10 protein-coding genes and 1 pseudogene are annotated in these 12,273 nt (G+C 57.9%); 8 read left to right on the top strand and 3 right to left on the bottom strand.

Annotation, left to right across the window (positions count from 1 at the left end; translation table 11 throughout):
* Window positions 1-91 precede the first annotated feature (91 nt).
* The gene (locus tag ACXWUF_RS10220) at window positions 92-487 is read right to left on the bottom strand and encodes a twin-arginine translocation signal domain-containing protein (protein WP_458494571.1); all 396 of its coding nucleotides are present in this window, start codon (window positions 485-487) and stop codon (window positions 92-94) included.
* Window positions 488-1,013: 526 nt separating this feature from the next.
* Between ACXWUF_RS10220 and ACXWUF_RS10215 the strand changes: the two genes are divergently transcribed.
* Window positions 1,014-2,594 (top strand): hypothetical protein, encoded by a 1,581-nt coding sequence (locus ACXWUF_RS10215; protein WP_458494570.1) that lies wholly within the window; start codon window positions 1,014-1,016, stop codon window positions 2,592-2,594.
* A 465-nt stretch (window positions 2,595-3,059) separates the two neighbouring features.
* Here the strand turns inward: ACXWUF_RS10215 and ACXWUF_RS10210 are convergent, their stop codons facing one another.
* Together ACXWUF_RS10210 and ACXWUF_RS10205 are read right to left on the bottom strand one after the other, a co-directional pair.
* The gene (locus ACXWUF_RS10210) at window positions 3,060-4,148 is read right to left on the bottom strand and encodes a Rieske 2Fe-2S domain-containing protein (protein ID WP_458494569.1); all 1,089 of its coding nucleotides are present in this window, start codon (window positions 4,146-4,148) and stop codon (window positions 3,060-3,062) included.
* A 254-nt stretch (window positions 4,149-4,402) separates the two neighbouring features.
* Entirely contained in the window at window positions 4,403-5,413 is a 1,011-nt protein-coding gene (locus ACXWUF_RS10205) for an NAD-dependent epimerase/dehydratase family protein (protein WP_458494568.1), read from the bottom strand.
* Window positions 5,414-5,686: 273 nt separating this feature from the next.
* Between ACXWUF_RS10205 and ACXWUF_RS10200 the strand changes: the two genes are divergently transcribed.
* From ACXWUF_RS10200 to ACXWUF_RS10170, 7 genes and pseudogenes are all read left to right on the top strand, one after another.
* The gene (locus tag ACXWUF_RS10200) at window positions 5,687-5,974 is read left to right on the top strand and encodes a hypothetical protein (protein ID WP_458494567.1); all 288 of its coding nucleotides are present in this window, start codon (window positions 5,687-5,689) and stop codon (window positions 5,972-5,974) included.
* A gap of 132 nt (window positions 5,975-6,106) precedes the next feature.
* The gene (locus ACXWUF_RS10195; RefSeq protein ID WP_458494566.1) at window positions 6,107-6,298 is read left to right on the top strand and encodes an FAD-binding protein; all 192 of its coding nucleotides are present in this window, start codon (window positions 6,107-6,109) and stop codon (window positions 6,296-6,298) included.
* A 455-nt stretch (window positions 6,299-6,753) separates the two neighbouring features.
* Window positions 6,754-7,200 (top strand): ribosome maturation factor RimP, encoded by a 447-nt coding sequence (rimP, locus tag ACXWUF_RS10190; protein ID WP_458494565.1) that lies wholly within the window; start codon window positions 6,754-6,756, stop codon window positions 7,198-7,200.
* A gap of 19 nt (window positions 7,201-7,219) precedes the next feature.
* Window positions 7,220-8,707, top strand: a complete 1,488-nt coding sequence (gene nusA, locus ACXWUF_RS10185) for a transcription termination factor NusA (protein ID WP_458494564.1) — start codon at window positions 7,220-7,222, stop codon at window positions 8,705-8,707.
* Window positions 8,708-8,735: 28 nt separating this feature from the next.
* On the top strand, window positions 8,736-11,549 hold the full coding sequence (gene infB, locus ACXWUF_RS10180) for a translation initiation factor IF-2 (protein ID WP_458494563.1): 2,814 nt from the start codon (window positions 8,736-8,738) through the stop codon (window positions 11,547-11,549).
* Window positions 11,549-11,935: a 30S ribosome-binding factor RbfA gene (gene rbfA, locus ACXWUF_RS10175; RefSeq protein WP_458494562.1), complete on the top strand. Its 387-nt coding sequence runs from the start codon at window positions 11,549-11,551 to the stop codon at window positions 11,933-11,935. The genes infB and rbfA overlap by 1 nt, the downstream gene beginning before the upstream one ends.
* Window positions 11,932-12,273 (top strand): annotated as a pseudogene (locus ACXWUF_RS10170) (tRNA pseudouridine(55) synthase TruB); the annotation flags it as partial. The gene rbfA and the pseudogene ACXWUF_RS10170, both read left to right, overlap by 4 nt.

Raw genomic sequence — 12,273 nt, 5'->3', positions numbered from 1 at the left:
GCTCAAGAAACCATCTGTCGCATTTGTTAGATACCTTCATTTATATTGGGGCTGGCCTCTGGAACTTTAAACTGTCATTAAAAACAGCAACTTAGGTCGGGAACATGTCTATTTTTCCCCTATACCATTGCCAAAATCCAGAGCCAATCCGGCGAAAGCTAAGCCAGCCACCCGCTGAATCCCAGGCAATATTATCCAGCTTTTCAAATCCCCCTGCATAAATGGCCGAACCCACTAAATTACCCGCCGCATCCCGGGTGATTTGAATTTCCAGGTTTGAGCGGTTAGCCAATACCTGCCAATTACCCAGCGGGCTACCGGCGGTGCCTAAGTTAACATTCGACAGCCCATCCGCCGCGAAGCTGGAAAAACTGGGCAATAACAACATGCCGGTAGTCGCCACGCCCGTGGCATACAGAAACTTTCGGCGGGATAAATCAGTGCCAGCCCCATAGTTCACCCGATATAAAAACTTGCCGAATCTCATGGTTGTTACCCGTTACTTTTGTTAAACAGGTTGGGCTAGGGCAAGCATCGGGCCAATTAAGTATTAATACGTACAATCAATAAGATAACGAAAATCATCAGGCTAAGGCTTAAAAATTTGTGTCTATTTGGCAACGGTAATTTCCAACAATAAGTATTTTGCAAGTCCTGTAGCGCCAAGTCTGGACGGCGTTTTATGGCGACACTTGATCCATAAACGAAACGCAGGACAGCCCCACCCAGTTGCGGCGGTGTTAATTTTTAGGTGGGCATGAGTGCATGTCATCCTAGGTGGAATTATCGAAAATAGGCTAAATCCGGCATGTTGCCAAATGGCGACATTCGCAATAATTGCGAATGTCTAAAAGACGTATAGCTTTGCGCCATTAATACCATTAATTTAGTTTTGTGGGCATCGCGCCGCTAACGCGAATTCCAGAATAGGTGAAAGACAACGAACCGCCTACACAAGCGCCCGGATGGATTCGCCAATAAACTGAAACACCCCGGTTCGCGAGTATCAAAATATGCTTGTGGACGATTTTTTGTCGCGACAGGGACAACTTAATATGACATGGAAAGTTAATATGCCGCGTTTCTCCACGTACCTAATCATTGCTCTTGGGATAATGCCTCTATGGGTCGGGCATTATTTGCCCATGGTGGATTTGCCACAACACGCCGCCCAAATCGCAACATTTTTCGCGCTGGACAAGCCTGACTTTCCATTCAAGGAGTTATTTTTGATTAACTGGTTCAACCCTTATCTGGTGGGCTATTTAATGACACTGGCGCTGGCGCTGGTGTTTCCCGTCATTTTGGCGGTCAAGTTGGTGTTAACGGCATCGCTGATCGCGTACTTCATCGCGTTTAAATGGTTGCGGGAGAAATTCAAGGCCGACGCCGGTACGGATTGGCTGGTGATACCCACTTGGTACGGGTTTGCGTTTAATTGGGGTTTCTATCATTTTCTAATAGGCCTGCCATTATTTCTAATATTCTTAGGGTTGGTCATGCAATCCTTGGAGCAATGGAATCGCCGCAATGCCTGGCTGGTGGCGGTCAGTATTAACATTTTATTTTTCACTCACGCCTTGTTGGCGGGGGTGGGCTGCTTGATTGCTTTGGAGCTGGTGTTATTGAAACGCTACCGAATAGAAGACCGCGTGCGGAGCGCGATTCCAATAGTAAGCGTCCTGCCCATAGCCTTATTCTGGTTGATTCTGACCAAGCACCGAGAGATACAGCCAAATACCAAGGAAATTATTATGTCGTTTGGTCAGTGGCCACCCTTTGGGCTGTTGAATCCACTTTCTCAAAACCTGGGTGAACAATGGTGGGTACGCTTGGCCGGGCTATTGTTATTCGCCCTACCGATTATGCAAAGGGCGAGAACCAAGACTGATTTAGCCAGTTGGGCACCTTTCTTAAGCGTGATTCTGATTGTGTTGTTGGTGCCGACACAGATATTCGCCACCGCCTTCGTGTCCGATCGTTTTTCGGCATTGATCTTTCCCTTCTACCTGCTGGGCTTCGCGCCCGCCAGCCCGGCCACTGAAATCCCGCCAATTAGGCAGCGGCTCGAAAGCCTGTTACCCCAGGCCATTGCCATGACGCTAATCATGGTGGTTGCCTCACGTATTATGAGTTTTAATTTAGAGAATGACGGATTTACCTACATAAGTAGGCTTATGGCCCCTGAAAAGCGGGCTTTGACACTCACCATCGAGCCTTATAGTAGCTTCTCGACGGCACCCGTTTATATAAATTTTCCGGCGTGGTATCAAGTGGAAAAGTTGGGTATCGTCGATTACAGTATGGCAAACTCATTTCCGGTCATGGTTCGCTATCATCGACCAGAGATTGACCCTTTCGTTAGCGAGTTTCTGACATGGCGTCCCAGCACGTTTGACTGGAATATTCATCAGGGGTGGAAATATGACTATTTTGTAGTCCGCGCCACCACAGATTTTCAGCAACGGCTATTTGGCGAGGCGGCTTGCCCGGTAAAACTGGTGGCTAATAAAAACCATTGGTGGCTCTATGAAAGAGAAGAGGGTGGGGCTTGTTCCAATAAATCCATAGCGATGCCTAGTTTGCCAAAGTAGAAATAACAACCATTAAAAGGATGTTATAGATGTCGAAATTATTTTAGATTCAACAAGCCGTATAGGCTGCGCTGACGAAGGAAGCGCATCAGTCTGCCAAACGATGCGCCTCCCTTCGTTCGGCACATCCTATAGCATGGATTCTTCTAATGAATCTCATCCAGTCCCGACATCTATATTTCGAAAGGTGTACGTAGGCTTCCGGGCTTTACGTCGGCTTGGATTTATATTTTTTGCACTATCCGCATCCACGTGTGGACAGTATCATTGTTTACATTAATCCTTGCCAGACAAGATTATTATCCGTAGTTTTGCTTGGCTTTTTCATTTAGGGGGTGAAAACCCAGCCATTCGTAGGGTAGGCATGTACTCCCACCAAAACACCCGCCGGGCCAAGAGTCGGTGGGCATGAGTATGAGTACATGCCCACCCTGCACTGAAGCTTCTTGCTAATCAGGTATCCTTTTATCCCGCCGCCTGCCCCCGCGCCAAATATTCCTCCCACTTCCGCGCCGTCAACTTCTGGAACATCGGCACCACCGGGTTCAACTCAATGGGCGGGGCGTCCCAGTGGGTTTCGTAGCCCAGTTGTTCCGCCTCCAGCGCCACGGCGTCCTCCAACAGAATCGGCTTGAACACCAAGGGCTTGGCGATGTTCAGCACCAACTGGGTCAGCCACTTGGGGGTTTTCATGGACAGGCCCGGAATCGCCAGCGCGTCGAAATAAAACAGGAAGAACACCCGCGTGGTGCGCTCGTCGATGGGCAGCAGGAAGGACCAGTTCTTGATGCTGTCGCCGGTGTTGGTCCACTGATAGGGATATTGGTAGCAAAGCTCGATGGACTGGGTGTTGACCCGCTTGCGGTCCACGAAAATCCCCGAAATCCGCCCGCCCGCCATGTAGGCGTCATAGGTGAGATAAACCCGGTCGTCGTCGGCCTCGTGGTGGGTCAGCTTGGCGTCGATGAACGGGCGATATTTGCGGTGCAGGAAGGCGTGGGCGAAGTCGCAGATATTGTCGATCACCATGGAATGATGGGTTTTCCAGGTGAAATCGGCGACGAAGTTGGCCCACGGATCAGCGCCGGTCAGTTCGGGGATTTCGGGAATCTGGCGCTCGTCCGCCAGCGCCGGATCGCCGGGGAATAGCCAAATCAGGCCATAACGCACCTGCACGGGATAGGTCCGCAGTTGGGCCTTGATGAGCGGCTTGCCGAAGCTGTCGTGGGAATAGTCGGTGAGCTTGCCGTCCCGGTCGAAGGCCCAGCCGTGGTAAGCGCAGCGCAGTTGGCATTTATCCACGACGCCATGGCTGAGCTTCAAATGGCGGTGCGGGCAGCGGTTCTGCACGGCGGACAGCACGCCGTCCTCGCCCCGGTAGATGGCGATGGGGGTATTCCAGAACACCACCTCCTTGACCTGGCCCTTCTTGATTTGGTTGTCGCACTCGACGACATACCAGCGGTCCGGGTCCAAACCCGCCGAACGCGCCTTTTGGCGGGAGGTCTTGGCTTCGGTGAAGGAGGGCGGGGGGGGTTGTAGAACGGCATTCATGCGGGGGATTCTCCGGTAAAAAATTGAAGGAAGTCGTTGTAGGGTGGGTTGGGCGCACGTCGCAGCGGGCTGCCGGTTCACGATCACCTGGCCGTGCGCCTAACCCACCATGCCAACGGGGACGGTGGGTTACGGCGCACGGCAACACCTTACGGGAATATCAATCTCCCCGTAATGTGCGCCTAACCCACCCTACGAAACTGGTTCTCAAGCGGACAAACGCTTTTAGCTAATCACTCACCACTAGCCACTCATCACTTGCTTATCACGCCCCGCCGCACAAAGTCCTCGTAAGCCTCCCGCACCGCCGACAACAAATCGGTGGGCTGGTAGCCGAGTTCCCGCTTCGCCTTGTCGTGGTCGGCCCGCCGCCGCATTTGCAGCAGCCGCACCGCCGCCGGGGTGAAGCGCCGGGGCAGGTTGGGAAAAAGCTTGTAATAAGTCTTGTCGGCCACTTCCGCCAGCGCGGCCATCACAGCGGGCGGCATCCGCAGCCGGGGCGGCGGGCGGTGCGTGACTTGGTGGTACAGGTCCATCAAATCGTCCACCGTGGCATAGGCGGTGCCGATGATGTACTTCTGCCCGGAACGCCCGTGCCGCATGGCCAGCACATGGCCCTCGGCGATGTCGCGGCTGGACACGAACTCAAACCCGCCAGGAATATAAGCCCGCAGTTTGCCGTGGGCGTAGTCGATCAACACCCGCCCCATGCGCGAGGGCACGTAATCATGCGGGCCGACGATGGCGCAGGAGGTGGTGACCACCACGTTCAAGCCGTCGGCGTGGGCGCGCAAACATTCGTGCTCGGTCAAGTGCTTGGTGAAACCATAGGGCAGATGGCGCTCGAAGGGATAGAACGGCATGTCCTCGTGGCTGGCGGCGTCGGGTTCGTAGCCGGTGGCGCTGAGCGAGCCGGACACCACGACTTTCTCCACGCCATGTTGTGCGGCGGCTTGCAGGATGTGGCGGGTGCCCAGCACGTTGGTGTCGTACACCTCGCGCTTGTGGGCCGCGTTGCCGTGGATGGTCGAGACCAGCGCCGCGCTATGGTAGACGCGGTCGCAACCCTGGATGGCGGCGGACACGGCCCCGGCGTCGCGCAAATCGCCCGTCACGCGCTCCACGTCCAGCCCGGCCAAGGCACCGTTATCCCGCCCGGAACGCAGCAGAACGCGGACTGCCTCGCCATCGTCCAGCAAGCGGCGAACCAGATTGGCGCCGAGGTGGCCGGTCGCCCCGGTGACGAATATCTTGCCCGCGCTCATGGGTTAATCCGATTGTGAAACAGGGTTGAAACTGTGTGAGGCGCGGGCGGGATTAGGGTTTGAATTTGTGGCATGGGAATCAAATGATTGGGATTGTTCCGGGCGTCCAATTTTCCCGGCGGCGGGGCGGAATGGTAACATGATTCTCCTGGAATTCGATCCTGCCACGCTTTGCCGGGCACGCGGGATAACATCCCTCAAAGGGATATTATCCCTTTGTAAGCCATCGAATTTCTCCCGCCAACTAATTCAACTATAAATATTAACAATGCCATGCAAAAGCCCGCCTTTAATCCCGATCAATTATTTGAACACATACTCACCCATTATCGCGGAATTTTCGCGGTCATCGTCCTGCTGCCGATTTCATCCATCTATACCACCTATGTCGCCATCCGCAACCGCATCGCGTTTTGGCTAAAAAGCGCCCCGGCCAAGCACGAGCTGCGGGTGCAAAACGTCATTCGCCAGATTGAAAGCTGGAAAGCCGACGCTAGCCGAGAAGCTCTGCACCGCCCGCTCCGGTTGGCAGGCCATGAGCGAAATGGTGCCGAAATATAAGCTTTCCCACCGCAATATCCATATCGGTATGTACGATATTCTGGAAACGACACCAACCGCCAAACCGTCCGGGTGGAACCCTTGGCGAGCATGGGCCAAATCAGCCGGTATTTAATCCCCTAGGGCTGGATAGTGCCCGTGGTGCCGGAGTTGGACGATTTGACCGTGGGCGGATTAATCATGGGTTTCGGGGTGGAAACCAGCAGCCATAAATACGGCCTATTCCAGTATGTCTGCGTCTCCTTCGACATCGTGACCGCCGAGGGGAAATTGCTAAGGTATCTTTGCAGGGGCGAGCCTCACCGGTGGAGATTAAAAAGCTGAAGAAGGAGTGCGAAGGTCCGGAGAGCGGTGGATGCCGAGACGCTTGCTGAAAAATCAGGGCAATCGCGCTATGCCGACAGCGACCGTTTTTCCCTCTCGCCTTTGGGTGAGGGTGTCAGAATGGGATTTCTTCCTTGAAAGGCTTCGGGGTTGAGGGTGAAAAGGCCATAAAATCGCTTTGGTTTAGATGCCCTCACTCCACCCTCTCTCCAGAAGCGAGAGGGAAATAGCGCGATTGCCCTGGCGAAAAAATTCCAACAGTTCCAATCCACCGCCTCCCTGTGGTATGCTTCGCCGCTAAGTTACGGGAGGTTGGCGACTCAGCCCGGAAGTTCCGGTCCTGCCACACCCGGTGAGAAGTGCCCCGCCGGGGCATTTTTATTGATTAAAGGATTATTAAAACAAGAATGGGCCTCGCGCCCATTTTTTGTTTGTCACGTTTTACGAGGTTGTCCATGAGAGCGCAGGAGCGCCTGATCGAATTGCTCGAACCGACAGTCACGGGCTTAGGCTACGAACTGGTCGGTGTCGAATTCGATGGCTCGCAGCGGGTGCTGCGGGTGTATATCGACAGCGAGGCGGGCATCACCCTTGAGGACTGCACCAAGGTGAGTTACCAGGTGAGCGGCGTCCTGGATGTGGAAGACCCGATTTCCGGTCGTTATCAACTGGAAATTTCTTCGCCCGGACTCGACCGGCCCCTGTACACGCTGGCCCATTACGAGCGCTTCAAGGGCGAGTTGGCCCGTCTGCAACTGACCCGCCTGATCGAAGGCCGCCGCAAATTCAAGGCGCGGCTGGCGGGTGTGGACGGCGGCGACGTGTTGTTGCAGGACGGCGAAACCACCCTGCGGATACCCTTCGAATCCATCGAAAAGGCGCGGTTGGCGCCGGAGTTTTGATTTAAATAAAGGATGCCCCATGGCGAATAAAGAAATCTTGCTGGTGGTGGATGTCGTATCCAATGAAAAAGACATCGAAAAAGAAGTCATTTTCGCCGCTATAGAAGACGCGCTTCGCACGGCCACGATTAAACGCCACGACAACCGATTTGACGTGCGCGTCGCCATCGACCGCAAGACCGGCGGCTATGAAACCTTCCGCCGCTGGCTGGTGGTTGACGCCGAGGTTGAAAATCCCGAACTGGAAATTGCCCTGGAAGACGCCCAGCAGCGCGATCCGGCGCTCCAAGCTGGCGAATATGTGGAAGAACCAATCCAATCCATCGAGTTTGGCCGCATCGCCGCCCAGACCGCCAAGCAGGTCATCGTCCAGAAAGTCCGCGACGCCGAGCGCCGCAAGGTGGTCGATGCGTTCAAGAGCCGGGTGGGCGAACTGATAACGGGCGCGGTCAAGCGGGTGGAGCGCGGCAATGTCTATCTGGATTTGGGCGGCAACGTGGAAGCCTTCATCCCCCGTGAGGAAATGATCCCCCGCGAGGCGGTGCGCTCCGGCGACCGGCTGCGCGGTTATTTGAAATCCGTCCGGCCCGAGGCCCGAGGCCCGCAATTATTCGTCAGCCGCACCGACCCGGAATTGCTGATTGCGCTGTTCCGCCTGGAAGTGCCCGAAGTGGGCGAAAACGTCATCGAGATCAAGGGCGCGGCCCGCGATCCCGGCGTGCGGGCCAAGGTCGCCGTGAAGAGCAACGACGCGAGGCTCGACCCGGTGGGTGCCTGCGTTGGTATGCGCGGCTCCCGTGTGCAGGCCGTGTCCAATGAACTGGCCGGGGAGCGCGTTGACATCATCTTGTGGAACGACAACGAGGCCCAGTTCGTGGTCAACGCCATGTCGCCAGCGGAAATCGTTTCCATTGTGGTGGACGAGGACAAGCACGCCATGGACATCGCCGTGGCCGACGAGAACCTGTCCCAGGCCATAGGCCGGGGCGGCCAGAACGTCCGGCTGGCGTCGGAGCTGACCGGCTGGACCCTCAACGTGATGAGCGCCACCCAGGCCGAGGCCAAGAACGAACAGGAAACCGCCAAGCTGATGCAATCCTTCATGGACCAGTTGGAGGTGGACGAAGACGTGGCCGAGATTCTGGTGCGCGAGGGGTTCTCCACGGTCGAGGAATTGGCCTACGTGCCCGCCAAGGAATTGCTGGAAATCGAGGAATTCGACGAGGACATTGTCGAGGAGTTGCGCAATCGGGCGCGGGATTCCCTCCTCATCAGGGCCATCGCCAGGGAGGAGAAAATCGAATCGGTCGAACCGGCCCAAGACCTGCTGGACATGGCGGGCATGGACCGGGATTTGGCGTTCCGACTGGCGGGCCAGGGCGTGCGCACGGTCGATGATCTGGCGGAACTGGCGGTCGATGAACTGATGGACATCGAGGGCATGGACGAGGAAAAGGCGGCGAGCCTCATTATGGCGGCACGTTCGTCTTGGTTCGCGGAAAGTTAAGGGGTTCGGAAGAGCAGGGGCGTTAAGAATGAGCGATGTGACGGTACGGCAACTCGCCGAAATGGTCGGCATTCCGCTGGAACGGCTGCTCGCCCAATTGGGCGACGCCGGTTTGAGCAAGAATGGCGCGGACGATGCGCTGAGCGACGCGGAAAAACTGCGGTTTCTTAGCCATTTGCGGCAAAGCCACGGCAAAGCACAGGGCGATACGGGCGAGCCGAAGCGGGTCACCCTGCAGCGGCGCACCGTGAGCGAGCTTAAGCAGGGCAAGGTGCCCGGCAAGAACCAAAAGACGATCAGCGTGGAGGTTCGCAAGAAGCGCACCTACATCAAGCGCAGCGAATTGCCCGAGACCGGCGCACGCACCGATGCCGACAAGGCCCGGCTGGCCCTGGAAGAGCAGCAGCAGCGGGAGTTGGAACTGCTGGAAGCCGAGCGCCATGAGCAAGAAGAGGCCGAGCGCCAAGCCGAGGAGGCCGAACGTCTGCGCCACGAGGAGGCCGAGCGGGTCGCCGCCGAGGAGCAGAGCCGCTTAGAGGAGGCCCAGCGTCTCGCGGAGCAGCGGCAACGCGAAGAAGCCGAGCTCAGCCGCAAGCCGCTGGATGAACCGCCAGTTGCCGCCAAGCCAATCCAGACGCAGCCCTCGCCGCCTCCCAGGCCATCGACGCCGCCTCCGTCCAGGCCGCGGCCACAGCAGCCACCCGCGACGTCCCGGCCCCCGCAAGCGCCGTCGTCCCCCAGGCCGCCGTCGTCCCAGCCATCCTCGCGGCCACCATCCTCGCGGCCAGCACGGGACGCCGCCCCCGCCGGTCAGGATGCCGCCCGTCGCCCCAGGCCCGCCGCGCCAGCGCCGACCTCGCGTCCGCCCGTGCCGCCTCGTCCTGTCCCGCCCACCACCACGGACCTCGACGCCAAGCGCGGCAAAAAGAAAGCGGCTACTGGTGGTGAGCGCGGTCGATCCCCGGATGACGATGTGCGGGATTTCGACGATGTGCGCGGTAAGCACAAACGGAAAAAATTCAAGCCGGGCAAAGCGCCCGTCATGCCGGAAGCCAAGCACGGCTTCGAAAAACCTACAGGACCCATCGTGCGCGAAGTCGCCATACCCCAATCTATCAGCGTGTCCGACCTTGCCCAGCGCATGTCGGTGAAGGCCACCGAGGTCATTAAGACCCTCATGCGCATGGGCGTCATGGCCACCATTAATCAGGTGCTCGACCAAGACACCGCCACCTTGGTGGTGGAGGAAATGGGCCACACCGCCGTTCAGCAGGTCGAGGACGTCCTCGAAGCCGAAATCATCGCCACGCTGAGTCTGGCGGCGGAGGCCGAGCAAACGGCCCGCGCCCCGGTCGTGACCATCATGGGCCACGTCGACCACGGCAAGACCTCGCTGCTCGACTACATTCGCAAGAGCCGCGTGGCGGCGGGCGAGGCGGGCGGCATCACCCAGCACATCGGCGCCTATCAGGTGAAAACCAGCCATGGCGCGGTGACGTTCCTGGATACGCCCGGTCATGCCGCGTTCACCGCCATGCGTGCCCGTGGCGCCAAAATCACCGACATCGTGGTGCTGGTGGTGGCGGCGGACGACGGCGTCATGCCGCAGACCCGCGAAGCCGTGGACCATTCCCGCGCCGCTGGCGTGCCGCTGGTGGTGGCGGTCAACAAGATCGACAAGCCCCAGGCCGACCCGGATCGGGTCAAGCAGGAATTGGTGGCGCTGAGCGTCGTGCCCGAGGAATGGGGCGGCGACGCCCAGTTCGTCGAAGTGTCGGCCAAGACCGGCGAGGGCATCGACGCGCTGCTCGACGCGATTCTGGTGCAGGCGGAAATATTGGAGCTTAAGGCCGCCCACGACATCCCGGCCACGGGCGTGGTGCTGGAATCCAAGCTGGAAAAGGGACGCGGCCCGGTCGCGGACATCCTGATTCAGCAGGGTCATTTGCGCAAAGGCGACTTCATCCTGTGCGGCATGGAGTTTGGCCGCGTCCGCGCCATGTTCAACGAGAACGGCAAGCCAGTGAAAGAAGCCGGGCCATCCTGCCCGGTGGAAGTGCTGGGTCTGTCCGGCGCACCCAACGCGGGCGACGAGTTCATCGTGGTGGCCGACGAGCGCAAGGCCCGCGAAATTGCTACCCAGCGTGAAGAGAAACTACGCACCACCAAGCTGGCGGCGCAACAGGCCACCAAGCTGGAAGACGTGTTTTTGCGGCTGGAAAGCAGCGGCGAGAGCGTCGATCTCAACCTGGTCATCAAGGCCGACGTGCAGGGCAGCCTCGAGGCTTTGCGCGGCTCGCTGACAGCCCTATCCACCGACAAGGTCAAGGTCAAGGTCATCGGCGGCGGCGTGGGCGGCATCAACGAGACCGACGCCAACTTGGCGCTGGCGTCCACCGCCATCATCATTGGCTTCAACGTTCGTGCCGACGGCGGCGCCCGCAAGCTCATCGAAGAGCGCGGCATCGACCTGCACTACTACAGCATCATTTACGAGGCCATCGACGAGGTTAAGAAGTCCATCAACGGCATGTTGGAGCCGGAATACAAGGAGCAGATCGTCGGCAACGCCGAGGTCCGCGACGTGTTCCGTCATCCGAAGTTCGGCGCCATCGCGGGCTGCATGGTGTTGGAGGGCTTCGTAAAGCGCAACCTGCCGATCCGCGTGCTGCGCGACAACGTGGTCATCTTCGAAGGCCAATTGGATTCGCTGCGCCGGTTCAAAGACGACGTGGCCGAGGTCAAAGCCGGTATGGAATGCGGTATGGGCGTCAAGAACTACAACGAAATCAAGGTCGGCGACCAGATCGAAGTGTTTGAGAAGGTACAGGTTCAACGCTAATGCCCAGGGAATTCAGCCGGAGCGACCGGGTCGCTTCGCAAATCCAAAAGGAAATGGCCGAGTTGGTTCGGGTCCATGTCAAAGACCCGGAACTCGGGATGGTGACGATCAGCGATACCGAAGTCACCCGCGACTTGGCGGTGGCGAAGCTGTACGTGAGCTTTCTGGCGGGCACGCTGCCTCCCAACAAAGCCGTGAAGCGGCTGATGGAGTACGTGCCGGAATTGCGTCACGAGCTGGCCAAGCGCCTGCGTATTCGCGTGCTGCCGGAAATCCGCTTCGTCCATGACGATTCCATCGAGCGCGGCTTCAAAATGGACGCCCTGCTGCATGGACTCTCGCAGTCAGCGCCAGATCAGGGCGACGGGGACGAACCGAACCGATGAGCAAGCCCAAGCCCGAATTGCGCGGCCTGAACGGGGTCTTCTTGTTGGATAAATCGCCCGGCAAGACCTCCAATTTCGTTTTGCAAAAGACCAAGTGGTTGTTTAGAGCGAAAAAAGCGGGGCACACGGGTAGCCTCGATCCCATCGCCAGCGGCCTGTTGCCGATTTGTTTGGGCGAGGCCACCAAGCTGTCCGGCTTTTTGTTGAATACCGACAAGCGCTACCGGGTGCGGGTCCGTTTGGGCGTCGTGACCGAAACGGGCGATACCGAGGGTGCCGTGACCGAAACCCGTCCGGTGCCACCGCTGACGGAAGCCGTTATTGAGGCGGCGCTGGCC

Source organism: Methylomagnum sp., assembly GCF_054333355.1.
Note: the sequence above shows the minus strand (reverse complement) of the source record. Positions and strands in the feature narration are given on the sequence as shown.